General features: G+C 73.6%; 18 protein-coding genes and 1 tRNA gene. 7 read left to right on the top strand and 12 right to left on the bottom strand.

Annotation, left to right across the window (positions count from 1 at the left end; translation table 11 throughout):
• Positions 1–44: 44 nt before the first annotated feature.
• Positions 45–608, bottom strand: coding sequence for a carboxymuconolactone decarboxylase family protein (locus ACFYSC_RS25535; protein WP_389966414.1), 564 nt, complete (start codon positions 606–608; stop codon positions 45–47).
• Positions 609–944: 336 nt separating this feature from the next.
• Between ACFYSC_RS25535 and ACFYSC_RS25530 the strand changes: the two genes are divergently transcribed.
• The 5 genes from ACFYSC_RS25530 to lat all read left to right on the top strand — a co-directional run bounded on the left by ACFYSC_RS25530 (position 945) and on the right by lat (position 5759).
• Positions 945–1619, top strand: a complete 675-nt coding sequence (locus ACFYSC_RS25530) for a hemolysin III family protein (RefSeq protein WP_389966411.1) — start codon at positions 945–947, stop codon at positions 1617–1619.
• 279 nt (positions 1620–1898) lie between these two features.
• The gene (locus ACFYSC_RS25525; RefSeq protein ID WP_389966408.1) at positions 1899–2498 is read left to right on the top strand and encodes a hypothetical protein; all 600 of its coding nucleotides are present in this window, start codon (positions 1899–1901) and stop codon (positions 2496–2498) included.
• Positions 2499–2651: 153 nt separating this feature from the next.
• Positions 2652–3548, top strand: coding sequence for a universal stress protein (locus ACFYSC_RS25520; protein ID WP_389966405.1), 897 nt, complete (start codon positions 2652–2654; stop codon positions 3546–3548).
• A 159-nt stretch (positions 3549–3707) separates the two neighbouring features.
• Positions 3708–4268: an HdeD family acid-resistance protein gene (locus ACFYSC_RS25515; RefSeq protein WP_389966402.1), complete on the top strand. Its 561-nt coding sequence runs from the start codon at positions 3708–3710 to the stop codon at positions 4266–4268.
• A 189-nt stretch (positions 4269–4457) separates the two neighbouring features.
• Positions 4458–5759 (top strand): L-lysine 6-transaminase, encoded by a 1302-nt coding sequence (lat, locus tag ACFYSC_RS25510; RefSeq protein ID WP_389966399.1) that lies wholly within the window; start codon positions 4458–4460, stop codon positions 5757–5759.
• 66 nt (positions 5760–5825) lie between these two features.
• On the opposite strand, the gene ACFYSC_RS25505 is transcribed toward lat, so the two are convergent.
• From ACFYSC_RS25505 to ACFYSC_RS25465, 9 genes are all read right to left on the bottom strand, one after another.
• Positions 5826–6704, bottom strand: a complete 879-nt coding sequence (locus ACFYSC_RS25505; RefSeq protein WP_389966396.1) for a metallophosphoesterase — start codon at positions 6702–6704, stop codon at positions 5826–5828.
• A gap of 196 nt (positions 6705–6900) precedes the next feature.
• On the bottom strand, positions 6901–7122 hold the full coding sequence (locus ACFYSC_RS25500; RefSeq protein WP_389966393.1) for a hypothetical protein: 222 nt from the start codon (positions 7120–7122) through the stop codon (positions 6901–6903).
• Positions 7123–7126: 4 nt separating this feature from the next.
• Entirely contained in the window at positions 7127–7390 is a 264-nt protein-coding gene (locus ACFYSC_RS25495; protein ID WP_389966390.1) for a LuxR C-terminal-related transcriptional regulator, read from the bottom strand.
• A 154-nt stretch (positions 7391–7544) separates the two neighbouring features.
• Positions 7545–7620 (bottom strand) — tRNA-His (locus tag ACFYSC_RS25490).
• Positions 7621–7774: 154 nt separating this feature from the next.
• Positions 7775–8377, bottom strand: a complete 603-nt coding sequence (gene orn / locus ACFYSC_RS25485) for an oligoribonuclease (RefSeq protein WP_389966387.1) — start codon at positions 8375–8377, stop codon at positions 7775–7777.
• Between the two features lie 22 nt (positions 8378–8399).
• Positions 8400–9554 (bottom strand): DUF2510 domain-containing protein, encoded by a 1155-nt coding sequence (locus ACFYSC_RS25480; protein ID WP_389966385.1) that lies wholly within the window; start codon positions 9552–9554, stop codon positions 8400–8402.
• A 52-nt stretch (positions 9555–9606) separates the two neighbouring features.
• Entirely contained in the window at positions 9607–11010 is a 1404-nt protein-coding gene (locus tag ACFYSC_RS25475) for a hypothetical protein (RefSeq protein WP_389966382.1), read from the bottom strand.
• Positions 11007–12782, bottom strand: coding sequence for a protein kinase (locus ACFYSC_RS25470; RefSeq protein ID WP_389966378.1), 1776 nt, complete (start codon positions 12780–12782; stop codon positions 11007–11009). Before ACFYSC_RS25470 ends, ACFYSC_RS25475 begins: the two co-directional genes overlap by 4 nt.
• Positions 12783–13060: 278 nt before the next feature.
• Positions 13061–13708 carry a pyridoxamine 5'-phosphate oxidase family protein gene (locus ACFYSC_RS25465; protein ID WP_389966375.1) on the bottom strand — a complete coding sequence of 216 codons (648 nt, stop codon included), beginning with the start codon at positions 13706–13708 and terminating at the stop codon, positions 13061–13063.
• 34 nt (positions 13709–13742) lie between these two features.
• Between ACFYSC_RS25465 and ACFYSC_RS25460 the strand changes: the two genes are divergently transcribed.
• Positions 13743–15335 (top strand): PLP-dependent aminotransferase family protein, encoded by a 1593-nt coding sequence (locus ACFYSC_RS25460; protein WP_389966372.1) that lies wholly within the window; start codon positions 13743–13745, stop codon positions 15333–15335.
• Between the two features lie 44 nt (positions 15336–15379).
• Entirely contained in the window at positions 15380–16450 is a 1071-nt protein-coding gene (locus ACFYSC_RS25455; protein WP_389966369.1) for a phosphotransferase family protein, read from the top strand.
• Between the two features lie 183 nt (positions 16451–16633).
• Here the strand turns inward: ACFYSC_RS25455 and ACFYSC_RS25450 are convergent, their stop codons facing one another.
• Both ACFYSC_RS25450 and ACFYSC_RS25445 read right to left on the bottom strand, forming a co-directional pair.
• Positions 16634–17734 carry an LCP family protein gene (locus ACFYSC_RS25450; RefSeq protein ID WP_389966366.1) on the bottom strand — a complete coding sequence of 367 codons (1101 nt, stop codon included), beginning with the start codon at positions 17732–17734 and terminating at the stop codon, positions 16634–16636.
• 2 nt (positions 17735–17736) lie between these two features.
• Complete coding sequence (locus tag ACFYSC_RS25445) at positions 17737–18321, bottom strand: RNA polymerase sigma factor (RefSeq protein ID WP_389966363.1); 585 nt, start codon at positions 18319–18321, stop codon at positions 17737–17739.
• Between the last annotated feature and the right edge of the window lie 91 nt (positions 18322–18412).

Below are 18412 nucleotides of genomic sequence, written 5' to 3'. Positions count from 1 at the left end.
GGGCGCACGCCTCCGGGCGCGTTTCCGGGTGAACGGGCGTCCCGTCAGCTCGGCTCGCCCTCCCAGGCGAAGGGCCGCAGCGAGGGGTCGAGGGGCGCGGCGGTCATCCGGTTGGCGAAGGTGGAGATCGTGTAGGCGCCGACCCCGAGGACGACCTCCAGGGCGTTCCTGGGGGTGTGGCCGGCGTCGAGGAAGGCGCGCATCTCCTCGTCGGTGACCGCGCCGAGGCGGTCCATGACCGCGAGGGTGAACAGCCGCAGCGCCTCCAGCCGGGGGTCGGAGAGGGGCTTGCGCTCCCGCAGGCTCTCGACGAGCTCGGCGGGCGCCTCCTGCCCGGCCAGCGCGGCGGTGTGCATCGCCACGCAGAGGTGGCAGGCGTTGCGGGTGGCGACCGTCATGACGACGACCTCGCGGTCGAGCGGGGTCAGGGAGGTCTGCTCGAAGGCGGCGTTGGCCGCGAGGAATCCCTTGAGCAGGTGCGGGGACTCGGACATCAGCGCCACCGCCGCGGGGAGGTGGCCGAACTTGCGGACGGTGGCCTCCATGGTGGGGCGGGCCTCGGCGGGGGCGCTTTCGAGGGTGTGGGGGACGAAGAGGTCGTTGGTCACGGAATGGCTCTCTTCCGGTGTCGGGGGTTCCCTCCGGGCCCGGTGAGCGGGGCGCGGAGTGGAGACGGGGCGGGACGGGGCCGGCGGCCGGGAGGGCCGCGCGGGGACGACCGGGCGGTTCCGGGCACGGGTGACCGATGCGCCGGATCCGAAGGTCAATCAGGTTGTCCATATGGTAAACCAGGTTGTCTTTATGGACAAGGTGGTTCCGCGCGGGTGGTCGGGGACGGCGACGGGCCGGCGCCCGATGGTTCGACGCGGGCGGCCGGGGGAGGGCTGCGACGGTGTAGGGAAGGTCACAACTTACGGCTACGTAACTTACGCTACCGTAGGTTCATGAGCTCGACCGGCACCCAGAGACCGTCCATCTCCATGTCGATCAAGCCGCGGCTGCGCGGCTGGCTGCACACCGGCGCGCTGCCCGTCGCGATCATCGCCGGGTACGTCCTCGTCGCCCTGGGCCCCACCCTGCAGGCGCGGCTCGCCGCCGCGGTCTACGCGATCACCTCGGGCCTGCTCTTCGGCGTCTCGGCCACCTACCATCGCGGCACGCTCTCCCCGCGGCTGGAGAGGGTGCTGCGCCGCCTGGACCACGCCAACATCTATCTGATCATCGCGGGCACCTACACACCGTTCGCGCTGCTCGCCCTCGACGGCCCGGCCCGTGTCGTGGTGCTGGCCGTGATCTGGACCGGCGCGATCGCCGGGGTGCTGTTCCGGGTGCTGTGGATCTCCGCCCCGCGCCTGCTGTCCACCGCCCTCTACATCGCGCTGGGCTGGACGGCGGTGTTCGTGCTGCCCCAGCTCCTGTCCGGCGCCGGGGTGGCCGCGGTGGCCCTGGTGATCGCGGGCGGGCTGCTCTACACCGCGGGCGGTGTGGTGTACGGCCTGCGCCGTCCCGACCCCTCGCCCCGATGGTTCGGCTTCCACGAGGTCTTCCACGCCTTCACCGTCGCGGCCTACGTCGTCCAGTACGTCGCCGTCTCGCTGGTGGTCTACGGAGCCTCCTGACGCGCCGGCCGTCCACGGAGCCTTCGCGCCGGGCGGCCTCCCGGCCCGATCGGACCGTTCGCCCGCTCCCGCCCGCTTCCAGGGCTCAGCCCGCGGCGAGCGCCAGGCGGCGGACGGCCCGTGTGGGCGGTGAGTGACCAAGGTCCCGGATGGACGGGACCTCCGCCGCCCCGGAGTGAGCCGTACGGCACCTCCGGCAAAGGCGGTGCAAAGGATTTGATGGAGACGTACCAGGAGAGCAGGGAACACCGGCAGCGGCCGGCGACGAAGGAGCCCCCCATGGCAGCCACCGCGCACCACCACACCAACCGCAAGCTCACCCACCGGCCCGCCGCCGTGGCCACCCCGACCCGGGACGACGCCGTCACCACCGCCGGGGAGACCGCGGCCACGGCGCGGCCGGCCGCCTACGCCTGGGCCGTGGCCCGGATCGGCATCGGCTGGATCTTCCTGTGGGCCTTCCTCGACAAGGTCTTCGGCTGGGGCTTCGCCACCCCCGCCGACCGCGCCTGGCTCAACGGCGGCAGCCCCACCACCGGCTTCCTCAAGGGCGCCGGTGACAACGCCCTCGGCGGTCTGTTCGGCGCCCTGGCGGGGCACGCCTGGGTCGACTGGCTGTTCATGACCGGCCTGCTGGGCATCGGCGTCGCGCTCATCCTCGGCGTGGGCATGCGGATCGCCGCCGCCGCCGGCACCCTGATGCTGGTGCTGATGTGGGCCGCCGAGCTGCCGCTGGCCAACAACCCCTTCCTGGACGAGCACCTGGTCTACGCCGTCGTCCTCATCGGGCTGGCCCTGGCCGGCGCGGGCGGGACCCTGGGTCTGGGACGGTGGTGGGGCGCCACCGCCCTGGTCCGCCGCCTGCCGATCCTGAGGTGAGACCCGTCCCCGTCCGGCGCCCGCCCCCGCCCCCGGGGCGGGCGCCGGCATGTCCGGACGGGCGCGTGCCGGGAAGCGGGAGGATCGGGACGGCGCGGGTACGTCCGGCAGGAGCGTGCGGGGCGCGAGCGAAGACCATCGAGGAGGAGAACGATGACCGGATCGATCGTCGTCGGGGCCGACGGCTCCGAGTCCGCGACGGCCGCGGTGGAGTGGGCCGCGCTGGACGCCGCGCGCGGCGGCGCGGCGCTGAGGGTCGTGCACGTACGTGAGCCGTGGGCCGCCGCGTTCCCGCCGGCCGGGACCGGCGCGAACGAGGACGTGCGGACCCGCTACTGCGAGGACGTGCTGGACGCGGCGGTACGGCGGGCCCGCGAGTGCGCGCCGGAGATCGAGGTCACCGGCGCCGTGGTGACCGGCGCGGTGGTCGAGAGGCTACGGGACGAGGCCGAACGGGCGGACGAGGTCGTGATCGGCAGCAGGGGGGCGGGCGGTTTCGCCGAGCTGCTGCTCGGGTCGGTGGGGCTGGGCCTGGCCGGACGGGCCCCCGGCCCGGTCGTCGTGGTCCGCGCCCCCGCCCGGACCGTCCACGGGACGGTCGTCGTCGGCTTCGACGGCTCCGAGCACTCCGAGGCCGCCCTCGGTCACGCGTTCGCCCAGGCCCGGCTGCGCGGGGCCCGACTGCGCGTGGTCCACGGCCGGCGGAACCCGGTGCTCCCCGTCCGCGCCCTCGACCACGCATCCCTGCTGGAGGAGTCGTTCCAGGCGGAGGTCCGTACGGCCCGGCAGCGCCTGGAGCCCTGGCGGGAGAAGTACGCCGACGTCGAGGTGGCGGAGTCGGCCGTTCCGGCGCACCCGGTGCCCCTCCTGGCGGAGGAGTCGCGGAGCGCAGACCTGGTCGTCGTCGGGGCGCGGGGGCTGGGCGGGTTCGGCTCGGCCGTACTGGGCTCGGTCAGCCATGGCGTGCTGCACCACGCGCACTGCCCGGTCGCGGTCGTGCGGCCCCGCGAGGAGGACGAGGCGGGCGGGGAGCGTGGAGCGGACCGGTGAGGTGGGCGGGGAGCGCGGGGCGGACCGCTGAGCAGGACGGTGAGAACGGGGCGAGCCGCTGAGCCGGTGGATCTCGGGAAGATAAGACCCTTTTGACCGATCCGTGGCCTGCTGCCAGGGGATTTCTGGGCATAAATCGGTCAAAAGGGGAGGTGGGTCATGGAAGAGCTGACCCGTACATGGTGGGTCTATCTCGTTCGCGGAGCCTGCGCGATCCTGTTCGGCCTGCTGGCGATCCTCTGGCCGGGCATCACGGTCTTCGCGCTGGTCGTCGTCTTCGGCGTCTACGCCGTCGTCAACGGCGTGTTCGCCCTGTTCGGTTCGCGGGAGAGCGGCTCCCGGGCCTGGATGATCGCCTACGGCGTGCTGAGCGTCCTGGCCGGCGTCGCGGCCCTCGTCTGGCCGGGGATCACCGCGCTCGCCCTGCTGCTCCTGATCGCGGCCTGGGCCGTCGTCGTCGGCGTCACGGAGATCATGGCGGGGATCCGCCTGCGCAGGGCCGCCACGGGGGAGTGGGCCTTCATCCTCAGCGGGGTGCTGGCGGTCCTGTTCGGCGTCCTGCTGTTCGCCTGGCCGGCCGCCGGCGCGCTGGCGGTCGTCTGGCTCATCGGCACGATGGCGATCGTCTACGGCGTCGCCCTGGTGGCGCTCGCCTTCCGGGTGCGGGCACTCCACTCCCGCAGGGCCGGTCCCGCGGGGGCCGCTCCCACCCCCGCCTGACCCGGGGGGCGCCGGGCCCGGAGCCGCCTGTCCGGCATCGGGGAGGCGGCTCCGCCGTACCGGACGCCCGAAAAGGTCACCACGGGGAGACACCGAAGAATATTTATAAAAACAGCCTCTTCTGCGTAACGTCTCCATAGGGATGACCGTTCAACGGGGAATCATCTTCCCACACCCTGTGGAGGCGACATGGACGTTCACGGCCGGCTCTCTCGTCATCTGCTCGTCGACGGCTACCGCCTGGTGCTGGATCTGGAACGCAGCCGGGGCTCCCGGCTGGTCGACGCCCGCACCGGCCGGACCTACCTGGACTTCTACACCTTCTTCGCCTCCGCGCCGCTGGGTGTGAACCCGTTCGACGACGACCCCGCCTTCCTGGCCCTCCTCGGCAGGATCGCCGCGAACAAGCCGGCCAACCCCGACCTCTACACCGTCCACCTCGCCGACTTCACCGAGACCTTCGTCCGGGTGCTGGGCGACCCCGAGCTGCCGCACCTCTTCTTCGTCGAGGGCGGCGCGCTGGCCGTCGAGAACGCGCTGAAGTGCGCCTTCGACTGGAAGAGCCGCCGCAACGAGGCCGAGGGCCGCTCTCCCGGACTCGGCACCCGGGTCCTCCACCTCACCCGGGCCTTCCACGGCCGCAGCGGCTACACCCTCTCGCTGACCAACACCGACCCGGTCAAGACCGACCGCTTCCCGAAGTTCGACTGGCCGCGGATCGAGGTGCCCGCCGTCCATCTCGGCGACGTCGAGGCGGCCGAGGAGCGTGCCCTGGCCCAGGCCAGGGCGGCCTTCGAACGGCACCCGCACGACATCGCCTGCTTCATCGCCGAGCCCATCCAGGGCGAGGGCGGCGACAACCACATGCGGGCGGAGTTCCTCCAGGCGATGGAACGGCTCTGCCACGAGCACGACGCCCTGTTCGTCGTGGACGAGGTGCAGACCGGCGCGGGCACCACCGGCACCCCCTGGGCCCACCAGCAGCTCGGCCTGCGCCCCGACATCGTGGCCTTCGCCAAGAAGGTCCAGGTCGGCGGGATCATGGCGGGCCGCCGGGTGGGCCTGGTGCCCGACAACGTCTTCCGGGTGAGCGGGCGGATCAACTCCACCTGGGGCGGCGGGCTGGTGGACATGGTCCGCTCCCGCCGGATCCTGGAGATCATCGAGCGCGACGGGCTCATCGCCCGGGCCGGCGAGCTCGGAGCCGAGCTCCTCGCCGCGCTGCAGAAGATCCAGGCCGGCTTCCCCGAGCTGGTCGGCAACGCCCGGGGGCGCGGCCTCATGTGCGCCTTCGACCTGCCGGACCCGGCCGCGCGCGACCGGCTGGTCGCCCTGCTCCGGCAGGACGAGGGCGTGCTCGTATTGCCCTGCGGCGAGCGGTCGGTACGGCTGCGCCCGGCCCTGTCGATCACCCGCGAGGAGCTGGAGGAGGGGACGGAGGCCGTCTCCCGCGCCCTGACCGCCCTGCGGGACGCGCCCCCGCCGGCCTAGCCGTACGGGCCGCCCCGCCGTACGAAGCCGCTCCGCTTCGTGGGGCACCGTACGGCGGGGCGGAGGTCAGGCGCCGGGGACCCACCGGTAGTGGGTCGTCAGCCTCCCCTCGTCGTCCAGGACGTGGAAGGCGAGAGCGGGCGGTTGGGTCAGGTCGGCGTGGTCGTCGGCGTGGGCCCGGTGGTCCCAGGGCAGCCGGAGCGTGGACACCACCCCGGGGGCCACCAGGAGGGGCCGGCCGGCGAAGGTCGTCGCCGCGGGGGTGTGGGCGTGCCCGCTCAGGAAGGCGAGGAGGTTCGGGTGGCGGTCCGCCAGTTCGGCCAGGCGCCGCTCGCCGAACTGGCGGATCTCGTCGACGTAGGGGATGGCCAGCGGGACCGGCGGGTGGTGGAAGCCGACCAGCACCGGAACGGTGTCCGGGGTGCCGTCGAGGACGTCCGCCAGCCAGGCCAGCGTCTCCTCCTCCAGGTGGCCGTGGTCCTTGCCGGGCACCGAGGAGTCGCACAGGGCGAGGACGAACCCGTTCCCCCGGTGGACCTGGTTGACCGGCGCCGCGACCTCGTCCACCGCGTCTGCGGCTCCGGGTTCCCCCGTCGCGGTCGTCCCGGGCGCCTCCGCCGCCGCCGGTTCCGCCTCCGTCTCCGTCCGTCCTGTCTCCGTCGCCGTCCGCCCCGCCTCCGCGGGCCGTCCGAGCAGGACACGGCGGAACGCGGCGCGCTCGTCGTGGTTGCCGGGGCAGGTCAGCACCGGGTGGCGGGACGTGAGGATCCGCCGGGCCAGCTCGTACTCGCCGGCCAGACCGTGGTCGGCGATGTCACCGGTGACCACGACGGCGTCCAGGTCCCAGGGCAGCCCCTCCAGATGGTCCATGACCGCGCGGGCGCGGTCGGCGCTGCGCTGTCCGTCGTCGATGTGGATGTCGCTGAGGTGGGCGATGACGATCACCGGTGGATCTCCTTTTCACGTGGTGTCCCGGCGGAAGGGGACGGCGGGACGCCGCGGGCCGCACGTCCGCGCGACGTACACGGGTCCCGCGGGCCCGTGAAAACGGGCGGGCTGGTGAACAGGAACCTACGACGGCGACCGGACCACGGGTAAGATCCGGTTCCGTGCCGGATGACCGGTCCAATCCTCACGGCCTTCAGCCCGCGGGTGGCCGCCGGCTTTCCCCGCGGACGAGCAGCATCGCCGCCGGCGGCGGGCAGACCGCCATGAACGCGCTCACCGGGAGATCGGCGCCCAACGACTCCGCCGGTTTCCCGCCCAGGGCGCCGAGCAGCCAGAAGGGCACGGACAACCCGATGAGCAGTACGACGAACCGCAGAGGTGACCTGTTTGACGATATGTCGCGATTCTTGATCACATGATCATCGTATTCGGCCCTCATTGGAGGCCTCCCGCTGCCTCCACAGGCCGATCGCGGTCATCCGGCAGTCGGCGCCGAGCTTGGCGTAGATCCGGTTCACGTGGTTCTTCACGGTCTTCTCGCTGAGGAAGAGGTGCTGGGCGATCTGCCCGTTGGAGCGGCCCGTGGCTATCAGCTCCATGACCTCCGCCTCGCGTCTGCTCAGGCCCGTCGCGACCCGCGGGTCGGTGGGATGGGGGGAGTGGGGGGCGTCGTCGGATCTCATCCGGCCTCCGTGGCGGCTACACGGTCAGGTCGCCGAAACCCCCCGGTCTTACGGCGAGGCGATGAAGTGAGCATAACCGGTTATATCTGGATTTGGTGATCCAGTCGCGGATGGAAAGCGGAACGGCCGGTCCCGTAGGACCGGCCGTTCCCCGTGGGGTGAGTGAAGGGACTTGAACCCTCGACATCCAGGACCACAACCTGGCGCTCTGCCAACTGAGCTACACCCACCGCGTCTGCCGTGGCAGCACATGGAAAAGTGTAGCGGTTCCCGGGAGTCGTTTCGTACCGCGTTTCGCGAACGCGTTCCGCTCCCGGCCCGTACGCCCGTTCCGTGCCGTGCCCGCGGCCTGGTCCGTGCCCCGTCCGCGGGCGTCCCGCGCCGTCAGGCCGGCTCCGCCGAGACGCCCTCGGCCAGCTCGCGTGCCGTGGCGGAGTCGGGCCCCGGCTGGGCCACGAAGACCGCCGCGCGGTAGTAGCGCAGCTCCCGGATGCTCTCGGTGATGTCGGCCAGCGCCCGGTGCCCGCCCTGCTTCTCCGGTGCGGAGAAGTACACCCGCGGGTACCACCGCCGGGCCAGCTCCTTGATCGAGGACACGTCGACCATCCGGTAGTGCAGGAAGGCGTCCACCCCCGGCATGTCGCGCGCGATGAAGGAGCGGTCGGTGGCGATGGAGTTGCCGCACAGCGGCGCCCGCTTCGCCTCGGGGACGTGGCCCCTGATGTAGGACAGGACCATGGCCTCGGCCTCGGCCAGGGTCACCCCGCCCTCAAGGGACTCCAGCAGCCCGGACGCGGTGTGCATCTCCCGGACGACGTCCGACATCTGCTCCACCGCCTCCGGCGGAGGCTTGATCACCACGTCCATGCCCTCGTCGAGCTGGTTCAGCTCACTGTCCGTGACCACGCAGGCCACCTCGACAAGGGCGTCTCGGCCGAGATCGAGCCCGGTCATCTCACAGTCGATCCAGACCAGCAGGTCACTCATAGCCTTCAGCGTAGTCCCACCTTCAGGAGAGCTTGAGGGAGCCGACCACCCGGTCGACCACCTGGAGACCGAGGTTGTCGGGCACGGACATGTACATCAGCGCCGGGCGTCTGCCCGCGCCGCGGTCCACGAGCACCATGGCGCCGCGTTCCTTCTTGAACTTCCAGCCGTTGGCCTTGGCCTCCTTGGAGAAGTCCATGTCGAAGACGAGGAGCCAGGCGTCCCTGCCGCTCACCTTGATCGCCTTGTTCTCGACGATCTTCTTGTCGTGCGGGGGGCTGTAGAAGACCGGTTCGATGCCCAGCAGCAGTGACGCGAGGGTGGCCCGCATGCCGGGGACGCCGTCGTAGCCGAACCTGTCCGGCAGCTCGCCGGTGAAGACGTTGCCGACCCAGTCGTGGCCCTCGCCGTCGAAGTCCTTCTGGGAGATCGCCTCGACCCTGCTGCCGCCCAGGAAGCTCGTGCCGTCCGTACGGGTGCCGGGCGGCACCTTCCAGGGCTCGCCGGGGAAGTCGTAGGACAGGCCGGAGGTGGAGTCGGAGATGCGCCCGTCCTCCGGCTGGGGCAGCTCGGGGCCGTCCGAGGGGAGCGGCTCCGGCGTCGCCGGGTCCGACGGCGAGGGCGTCGGTTCCGTGGTCGCAGCCGTAGGGGACGGGGGGCGGTCGTCCGCGCGCTCACGGCCCCCGGGGTTGATGAGGAACGCGGCGGCGACGATCGCCACGACCAGGACCACCGCGCCGCCGACGCCGAGGATCCAGGGCAGGGAGGCGTTCCGGCGCGGCTGCGGCGGGCCGTACGCGCCCGCGGGCAGTTGCGCCGTGACGTTCGGCGGGCCGTCCCACGGCGGTTGCCCAGATTGTCCAGGCCGGCCGTACTGACCGGACTGGCCGGGCCGGCCGTGATGTTCGTGCGGGCCGTACTGTCCCGGTTGTCCCGGCTGGACGGGCGGGCCCGCCGGGGCCGGATGGTCGTGCGGACCGGTCCGGCCCGCCTGGCCGGGGAGCGGCCCGGCGGGGCCCGGCTGTCCGGGATGCTGCCCGGTCGGGGGCGGGGACGCCGGTCCGGCGGGGGTCTCCACCGGATGGGTGGCGTCGGTCCACTGGTTCCCGTCCCACCATCGCAGCTGCGGTGAGCCGTAGGGATCCGGGTACCAGCCGGCGGGGGTCTGCGTGGTCATGGCCGTCAGAGTAGTAAGAACCTATTTATCCTGCATTATCGGCATATCCGGATCATGACGTGCATCGGTAGGTGAAAGTGGCCTTGTCCTGGAGTTTCTTCCCCTTGGGCAGGGGCGAGAGGACCTGCAGGGTGGCGGTCCCCCGGAAGTCCCCATTGCCGTTGATACTCCACCGCAGGGTCACCTCGTGCGAGGTCTTCCCGGCCTCGACCACTTCGGTCTTCTCGACCGGTGTCCTGCGGTCGCTCTGCCGCCACCGGTAGCGGACCTTCCCGGCGGAGCCGTTGGTGGAGAGCACGCCGGTGATCCTGACGAGCACGGAGCAGTCCTTCGGTTTCTTCGGCGGGATCACCCGCACCCCGGTCACCGCCAGCGGCGTCCCCGGGTCCTCCGGCACGCGGAACAGCCAGGCCAGCACCCCGGCGGCCACCATCAGCGCGATGATCACCGAGGCGAGAGCCGTACGGCCGCGCCGGACCCGGCCGCCGGAGGCCCGCCGCCCGCGGGAGGCCGCGCCGGAAGACCCGTCACGGCCGCTCCGCCAGATCCGCGCGGCGTCGGTCTCCGCCGGCACCCCGGGCCCGAACCGCAGGACCGTGCTCTCGTCGCCTCCCGCGTGTCCGCCGCCCGCGGCGGCGGGCAGCAGCGTGGCGATCCCCCCCTCGTCCGGCGGTGGGGTCCCGGGAACGGGCCCCGGGAGGCCCGGAGCAAGGGCGGCCTCCGCCTGTCGCCGGCGCGCGGCCTCCGCCAGCCGGTCGCGCCCGGCGAACCCCTCCGGCAGCAGGTCGCGTCCGGCCAGCAGGACGTCACGGGCCTGGGTGAGGCCCCGGGCGGAGGCGGTCGCCGCCGCCCGCTCCAGGAGCCCGGCCGCCTCCGGGTACGGTGCCGCCCAGCGGGCGGCCAGGTCCATGGCGAGCGAGGCCCACGCCGTGATGTCGTGCTCCGGGGCCGCGGGACGGTCGCGCAGCGCCCCGGTCAGCCCGCGCTCGGCGAGCAGCGCCGACCCGTCGGCGGCGATCACCACCGTGCCCGGGTGCAGCGCGCCGTGGGCCAGGCCCGCCGCGTGCAGTGCCAGGAGCGTCTGCGCGGTCTCCACCAGGACCGCGGCCGCGCCGCCCGCACCGGGCCCCTGGGCGGCGGGCGGTTCGGACAGCAGGTCGGCCAGCGTGGGGCCGGCGGGCTCCGAGGTGAGCAGCCAGACGTCGTCCCCGGCCGCGACCAGGTCGGCGACCGGGAGCAGCCCGATCCGGCCGCCCCGGGCGAGATCCAGGTCGGAGGTCACGGTCCCGGCCAGCCGCCGCCGCGCCGCCGGGTCGGCGACCAGCTCCGGGGAGAAGCGCAGGGCGCCGCCCGGCCGTCCGTCGGCCGTCACCGCCGACCACCAGTCGCCCAGTTCCCCGGTGCGTGTCCGGCGGGCCGGCCGGAATCCGGCGAGACCCTCCGGGCCCGGGTTCACCGCCAGGTCCGGCCGTCCGGGCGCCCGCGGCGCCGTCCGGCCGTGCCCCGACCGGCGGCGAACGGGACGGCGCCGCCGGTCAGCGCCCCGAGGGCGAGGAACGCGGTGGACGCGGTCTCCTCGGGCGGGGCGGGGGAGAGGCTGAGGCTGGGCCGGCCCTCGCCGGAGCGTGTCGGAGTGGGGTTGGTCTCGCCGCCACCCTCGGTGGGGGTGGGGCTCTCGGGCTTCGGCGTCCTCGGCGGTTGCGTCGCCTGCGGGGCGGAAGGCCGCGGTGTGGAGGTGGCCCGCGGCGGCGAGGTCCGCGTCGGCTGCTCGCCCGGACCGCCGATGTCGGAGGTCTCCTCCTCGGTCGCGGTCGCGGTCGGTGAGGGCTTCCGGCTGGGGGCGGGCCGGTGCGGGCGGCGGGTCCGCGTCGGGGTGGCCGACGGTTTCGCGGTGGCCCTGGAAGGCCGGGCGGTGGGCCGGCGCGCGGGCGGCACCGGCGGCGGGCTGGCCGCGGAGGTCGCCGCCGGGGGCTCGTCGGTCGCCGACGGGCTGGGCGTGGCCTTCGCCGTGGGCTCCTCCGACGTCTCCTCCTGCGGCTCGTCGGTCTCCCCGGGGGTGATCGACTCCACCGGCTCCGAGGGGGTCGCGCTCACGGTGGCGGCCGAGCTGCGGGCCTGGATCTCGCTGGAGCCGGAGGAGTTGACCAGCACCATCCCGATGACGCCGATCAGCGCGACGCACCCGACGCCGACCAGGATCTTGGAGCGCCGCCTGGACATCACCGCCCGCCAGCCGTGGTCGTCCAGGTCCAGGTCCTCATGCTCGTCCGACCCGGTCCCTCCCGGCACCGGGTCGCCCAGGTCGGTCTCGGCGAGCGAGGTGTGCGCCTCCGAGGTCGCCGGCTTGCGCGGGAAGGGAAGGAGCGACGCCATGATCCCGGCGAGCGCCGCCAGGCGGCGGCGTCCCCGCTCCTCCCAGTCGGGGCCGTAGGCGTCGGCGGCCACCGCCTCCAGCTCGGTGAGGAAGGCGATGGCGGTCGGCGGGCGGTCGGTCTCGTGCTTGGCCAGGCCCCGCTCCACCAGGCCCCGCAGGGCCGAGGGCACCTCCTCCGTCGGAGGGGCCATGCTCTGGTGCTGCCGGGCCAGCGCGGCGATGTTCGTCCCGCGGAACGGGCGGGCGCCGGTCAGGCACTCGAAGAACACGGCGGTGGCCGCGTAGACGTCGGTGGCGGGGGAGGCCGGGCCTCCGGACCACTGCTCCGGCGCCATGTAGGGCGGCGTGCCCGCCGGGACGTCCCCCTCGCCGGAGCGGACGGCGATGCCGAAGTCGACCAGCCGGCTCGTGCCGTCGGGCTCGATCAGGACGTTCTCGGGCTTGAAGTCGCGGTGCACGACGTTGATCTTGTGGGCGGCGGCCAGGCCGGTGAGCGCCCCCTTGAGCACCGTCAGCGCGGCCTCCGGGCCGGTCGGCCCCTCCGAGCGGAGGACGGCCCGCAGCGGGACGCCGTTGACCAGCTCCATGACGATCGCGGCGCCCTCGCCGGTCTCGACGTAGTCGTAGAGCCGGACGGCGTGGGGGCTGTCGAGGGTGTAGAGCACCCGGGCCTCGTGCCGGAAGCGCGCGACGAAGCCGACGTCGCCCCTGAGCCTGTCGGACAGGTACTTGATCGCCACGAGGACGTCGTCGGCGTCGTGCCGGGCCATCATCACCCGGCCGGCGGCACCGGCGCCCAGCTCGCGGATCTCCGTATAGCCGGGGACTCGCCAGGCCGATGACGTGCCGTACATGCGGTCTCCTCAGTTGACTGGGCCCCCACCCATGAAAGACGGACCGTAGCTTAGCGACAGAACCTCGGTTTCCGGTGATTAACCACAAATCATCAGAACGCCTGTAAAAGCGAGGGTGTACGGCCCGCGGGAAGCCCTTCCGGCGGCGGCGGTGACCGGCCCGGCGCGGGGGGACGATGCGCCCCACCGGTCTGGCGCGGGGGACCGGTGTGCCCTGTCGGCCCGGCGCGGGGACGACGTGCCTTATCGGCCCGGCACGGCCTGGGAGACGGCGTGCCTTATCGGCCCGGCGCGGCGCGGGAGACGACGTGCCCGGGGACGTCCACCCCCGCGGCCAGGGCGGGATCGGCCTCCGGCTCGCCCCAGGAGGCGTGCAGCGGCAACACCCCGGCCCAGACGGGCAGCGCGTAGTCCTCCTCCTCGTCACCCGGCGGGCCCTGCCGTACCTTCACCGACGCCTCCGCCAGGGAGAGGGCCACCACGGCGGTGGCGGCGAGCTCCTTCCGCGTCGGCGGGCGGACGGCGTCCCACTGACCGGGCGCGAGCTGCTCGGTGATCGCGCGCAGTCCCTCCATCCGCTCCTCCGGGTCCGTCACGACGCGGGGACGGCCGTAGACCACGGCGGAGCGGTAGTTCACCGAGTGGTTGAAGACCGAGCGGGCCAGCACGATCCCGTCCAGGTGGGTCACCGTGACGCACACCTCGCCCTCCGCCCGCAGCGACGAGGAGCCGGTCGAGCCGTGCAGGTAGAGGGTGTCGCCGACGCGGCCGTAGCAGGTGGGGAGCACCATCGGCGCCCCGTCGGCCCGCACCACGCCCAGATGGCAGATCAGCCCGGCGTCCAGCACCTCGTACAGGTCCTCGCGGCCGGTCCTGGCCCGTTCCCCCATGCGGCCGGGACGGGTGCGCGGAGTCGTGGAAAGCATGCCTCTAACCTATGGAGAAGTGGACATGGGGAACATGGCCACTTTTCTGTGCTTCCGGGAGACCACTTTGCCGCGCACCTCCGTCGACCTGCCCGTCTCGGTGGACCGTGACGCCCTCGTCCCGCTCACCGTCCAGCTCGGGAACCGGCTCCGCGCCGCCATGCGCGACGGCACCATCAAGTCCGGCGAGCGCCTGCCCTCCACCCGCGCCCTCGCCCGGCAGCTCGCGGTCAGCCGCACCGTCGTCACCGAGGCGTACCAGCAGTTGTACGCCGAGGGCTGGCTGGACGGCCGCCACGGCTCGGGCACCTACGTGGCCGACGTGGTCGTCCACGCGCCCTTCCCGCCGGTCGCCCCCGCCGTCGCGCCCGCGCCCGCTCCCGTCGCGTCGGCCGGAGCGGCGGGGGCCGCCGGAGCCCCCGGGTCCGGTTCCGCCGGTCCCGTTCCCGCTGTGAGGGGCGCCGCTTCCACCGGTCCCGTTCCCGCCGCGGGGGACGCCGTTCCCGCCGGTTCCGTTCCCGCCGTGAGGGGCGTCGCTTCCGCCGGCCCGGGCGGGACTCCCGCGAAGCACGTGATCGACCTGCGTCCCGGCCGGCCCTGGGTCCGCGACCTCGACCGGGCCGCCTGGCGCCGGGCCTGGCGGGCCGCCGCCGACCTGCCGCCGGGGGACGACCCCGACCCCTACGGCCTGCCCCGCCTGCGCGAGGCGCTGGCCGAGCACCTGCGCAGGACCCGGACGGTCGCCGTGGGCCCGGAGGACATCATGGTCACCCGGGGCACCGGCAACGGCCTCGACCTCATCGCCGCCACGCTGCTGCGTCCCGGCGACCGGGCGGGCGTCGAGGACCCCGGCTACCGGGTCGCGGGCAACGTCTTCGCCGCCCGGGGCGCCGAGATCGTGCCCTGCCCGGTGGACCGGGACGGCGTCGTCGTCGAGGAGCTCCCCGACGACCTGCGCGTCCTCTACACCACCCCCGCTCACCAGTACCCGCTCGGCGGACGCCTGCCGATCCCGCGGCGGGAGCGCCTGCTGGCCTGGGCCCGCCGTACCGGCGCGATCGTCGTGGAGGACGACTACGACGCCGAGTTCCGCTACGACGTCGCCCCGCTGCCCGCGCTGCACTGCCTGGACCCCGAACGCGTCGTCCTGCTCGGCACGCTGTCGAAGTCCCTGTCCCCGGACGTGGGGGTCGGCTGGCTGGTGGCCGCCCCCGGCCTGCTCGCCGCCGTCGCCCGGACCCGCCACGACCTGGCCGACCGTACCGGCGGCCCGGTCCAGCAGGCGGTCGCCGTACTGCTGGAGAGGGGAGACCTGGACCGGCACCTGCGGCGCATGCGGCTGGAGTACGCCCGCCGGCGCGCCGCCGTCGTCGACGCGCTGGGCCCGCTGGTCAGCGGCGACACCGCGGGGCTGCACGTGATGATCGAGATCCCGCCTTCCGCCGTCCCCTCCGTCGTCGCCCGCGCCGCGGAGCGGGGCGTGCTCGTCGACTGGACCGAGAGCCCACGCCGCAGCGATCGGCCGCGCCGGTACGGGCTGGTGCTCGGGTACGGCGCCGCCTCGCTGACCGAGGTCAGGCGGGGAGCCGCGGTGATCGCCGAGTTGATCGGGGACATACGGCGGTGACCCGTCTGGCGGATGAGCGCCGAATGGCGTTCTAATGTTTGGTCATGAGCACGCCCGGCATCAACTGGTCCCGCCTGGTCGCCTGGATGGCGAGCAACGTCCCCGACCTGGGGGAGCCCACCGGGGTCTCCCTCATCTCGGGCGGGAAGTCCAACCTGACGTATCGGATCGACACCCGCATCGACACCCGGACCGACACCCCGACCGGCGCCGGGGACCGCGCCCTGGTCCTGCGCCGTCCCCCGCTCGGCCACGTCCTGCCCACCGCGCACGACATGCGCCGGGAGTGGCGGGTCATCTCGGCGCTGGCCGGGACGGCGGTGCCGGTGCCCGAGCCGATCGCCCTCTGCGTCGACGAGGACGTCATCGGCGCGCCGTTCTACCTGATGGGACACGTCGAGGGGCGGGCCGTCAGGGGGCGGCAGGACGCCGAGCTGTCGCCCGGGGACGCCAGGGCGCTCTCGGAACGGCTCGCCGAGATCCTGGCGGCCATCCACGCCGTCGACTACGAGGCCGTCGGCCTGGCCGGGTTCGGTCACCCCGACGGGTACATGGCACGCCAGCTCGAACGCTGGGGGCAGCAGTGGGAGCGCTCGAAGACCCGCGAGCTGCCCGAGTACGACCGGCTCGCCGCGCGTCTGCGCGACCGCCTGCCCGCCGCCTCCCGCGCCGCCCTCGTGCACGGCGACTACCGCCTGGACAACACGCTGGTACGGCTCGCACCCGGCGCGGCCCCCGACATCCGGGCGGTCGTCGACTGGGAGATGTCCACCCTGGGCGACCCGATCGCGGACCTCGGCCTGACCCTGACCTACTGGCACGACCCCGGCGACGACGAACGGGCCGCCCTGCCGGTCGCCGGTGACATCACGCTCACCCCCGGCTTCCTCGACAGCCGGGGGTTCGCCGAGCACTACGCCCGGGTGTCCGGCGCCGACCTGGGCGACCTGGACTTCTACCTGGCGTTCGGCAACTACAAGCTGGCGGTCATCGTGGAGGGCATCCACGCCCGCTTCGTCCAGGGCAAGACGGTCGGGGAGGGGTTCGACGAGATCGGAGCCGCGGTGCCGCTGCTGGTCGCCCGGGCGCACCGGGCACTGGACGAGGGCCTCTGATCCGTTCCCTTCACCGCGGCCCCGACCCCCGCCATGCTCCACCGTGCTTCCGTCCTCACCGCGAAGTTCGTCCTCGTCGTGATGCCGTCCCGCACGCGCCCCCGTCCCGCACGCGCCCCCCTCCCGGGCGCGCGCTCGCTCCGGTCGCGCTCCCCGGCCCGCCCGCCGGGGAGCGAGGCGGCCCTACTTCTTCCGGAGCCCGGCGAACAGCCGCTCGGAGGCGCGGGCGTTCCATTGCAGCCGGTTCACGTCGGCGGGGTGCTGATGCACCGGCACGATCACGAACTCGACGTCACCGGGCTTGACCGTTCGCAGGCTCGCGGCGACGCTGAGCATCGTCTCCGCATCGAACCCGGGGTCGGTCCTGACCCACCTGCGCGCCTCGGTGAGGAAGCCCGCCAGCTTCGCCGGATCGCCGGTCAGCTTCTCCGCCTTCTTCACCAAGGCGGCCATCAGCCCCTGCTGGCGTTGGACGCGTATGAGGTCCGAGCCGTCGCCCAGGGTGTAGCGGATCCGCGCGTAGCCCAGCGCGGCCCTGCCGTCCAGCGTCTGCCGGCCGGCGGGGAGCTTCACCTTCGCCTTGGGGTCGTCCACCGCCCGCGGCAGCGTCACCTCCACCCCGCCCAGCGCGTCCACCAGCTTCGCGAACCCGGAGAAGTCGGTCTCCATCGCGTGGTCGACGCGGATCCCGGTCAGGGACTCCACCGTCTTCCACGCGCAGTTCAGCCCGCCCTCCGTGTAAGCAGAGTTGATCATTCCGGTCCGGGCCGGGACGGACTTCCCGCCGGAGGCCCGGCAGGAGGGGATCCGGACGATCGAGTCGCGGGGGAAGGAGACGACCGTGGCCTTCTTCCGTCCGGCGGGCAGGTGGATCAGCAGCATCGTGTCGCTGCGGTCGCCGATGTTCCCCTTGTAGCGGGGGTTGAACGCCTCGCTGTCCGTTCCGACGAACAGGATGTCGAGGGTCCCGTCGGCGGCGGGCGGGCGCCTGCCCTCCGGGGCCGTGACGGATGGGTCCCCGACGGCCGCCTGGAAGCCGTAGGCCCGGAGCACCACGGGGACGGCGACGGCGGCGGCCGCGGTGACCGCGGCGGCCAGGCCGAGCGCCGCCCAGCCGCGCGTCACCCGGAGCGTCCGAAGCGGCCGGGCGGCCGGGAACATCCGGGACGTCCGCTGCGGGCGGGACGCGGCGCCGAGGAGACGCCGCCGCTGGTGCGTGAGCGTCGCGGGCGGCTCGTGCTCCAGATCGCGGCCGAGGTCGCGGAGCATCGTCAGGTCGTCCATGGTCACGCCTCCTCCTGGTGCAACGGGTTGGTGTCGCCGAGCGCCGCGCGGAGCTTGCGCCGGGCCCGGTTGAGGCGGGACCGCACGGTGCCGACCGGGATGTCCAGGGCCCGCGCCACCTCCTCGTACGACAGGTCGCTCCAGGCGACCAGCAGCAGGACGTCGCGGTCGCGGGCCGCGATCCCGGCCAGGGCGCGGGCGAGCGCGGGCCGCGACGCCTGGGCGGTGACCCCGGCTGCCACCCGGTCGGCGGGCGACTCCACGACGTCCTCGGGGACGGTGCGCAGCAGCGACCGGTAGCGGGCGGCCTCGGCGCGGCGGTGCCGGGAGACCAGCCTGGTGACGATGCCGAACAGCCAGGGCCGGGCGTCGTCGTAGGTCAGGTCGTAGCTCCTCCGGCGGGCGAAGGCGACCAGGAACGTCTCCCCGACGAGGTCCTCGGCGCTCTCCGGACCGAGCCGGCGGGAGACGTACCGGTAGAGCATCGCCGCGTAACGGTCGAACAGCGCGGAGAACGCCTCCGGCCGCGTCAGGGACTCCCTGACGAGGTCGGAGTCGAGGCTCCGGGCGGTGGGCGGAGCGGTCATCGCGGGCACCATGGCATCAAGGCCGGCCTTCCGTGGGACGGGTGGTCATGGTGTATCGCCACACCCCCGCCCCCGGGTTCACGCCCGCCGC

The organism is Streptosporangium sp. NPDC004379 (assembly GCF_042873875.1).
GTDB lineage: Bacteria > Actinomycetota > Actinomycetes > Streptosporangiales > Streptosporangiaceae > Streptosporangium.
Note: the sequence above shows the minus strand (reverse complement) of the source record. Positions and strands in the feature narration are given on the sequence as shown.

What these genes read in the sequence shown, in the direction of transcription:
- ACFYSC_RS25445 (WP_389966363.1), bottom strand. Translation starts at nt 18,321, where the DNA reads ATGACCGCTCCGCCCACCGCCCGGAGCCTCGACTCCGACCTCGTCAGG.
- ACFYSC_RS25530 (WP_389966411.1), top strand. Translation starts at nt 945, where the DNA reads ATGAGCTCGACCGGCACCCAGAGACCGTCCATCTCCATGTCGATCAAG.
- ACFYSC_RS25480 (WP_389966385.1), bottom strand. Translation starts at nt 9,554, where the DNA reads ATGACCACGCAGACCCCCGCCGGCTGGTACCCGGATCCCTACGGCTCA.
- ACFYSC_RS25455 (WP_389966369.1), top strand. Translation starts at nt 15,380, where the DNA reads ATGAGCACGCCCGGCATCAACTGGTCCCGCCTGGTCGCCTGGATGGCG.
- ACFYSC_RS25525 (WP_389966408.1), top strand. Translation starts at nt 1,899, where the DNA reads ATGGCAGCCACCGCGCACCACCACACCAACCGCAAGCTCACCCACCGG.
- ACFYSC_RS25495 (WP_389966390.1), bottom strand. Translation starts at nt 7,390, where the DNA reads ATGAGATCCGACGACGCCCCCCACTCCCCCCATCCCACCGACCCGCGG.
- ACFYSC_RS25470 (WP_389966378.1), bottom strand. Translation starts at nt 12,782, where the DNA reads ATGTACGGCACGTCATCGGCCTGGCGAGTCCCCGGCTATACGGAGATC.
- ACFYSC_RS25520 (WP_389966405.1), top strand. Translation starts at nt 2,652, where the DNA reads ATGACCGGATCGATCGTCGTCGGGGCCGACGGCTCCGAGTCCGCGACG.
- ACFYSC_RS25515 (WP_389966402.1), top strand. Translation starts at nt 3,708, where the DNA reads ATGGAAGAGCTGACCCGTACATGGTGGGTCTATCTCGTTCGCGGAGCC.
- ACFYSC_RS25465 (WP_389966375.1), bottom strand. Translation starts at nt 13,708, where the DNA reads ATGCTTTCCACGACTCCGCGCACCCGTCCCGGCCGCATGGGGGAACGG.
- ACFYSC_RS25460 (WP_389966372.1), top strand. Translation starts at nt 13,743, where the DNA reads ATGGCCACTTTTCTGTGCTTCCGGGAGACCACTTTGCCGCGCACCTCC.
- lat (WP_389966399.1), top strand. Translation starts at nt 4,458, where the DNA reads ATGGACGTTCACGGCCGGCTCTCTCGTCATCTGCTCGTCGACGGCTAC.
- ACFYSC_RS25450 (WP_389966366.1), bottom strand. Translation starts at nt 17,734, where the DNA reads ATGGACGACCTGACGATGCTCCGCGACCTCGGCCGCGATCTGGAGCAC.
- orn (WP_389966387.1), bottom strand. Translation starts at nt 8,377, where the DNA reads ATGAGTGACCTGCTGGTCTGGATCGACTGTGAGATGACCGGGCTCGAT.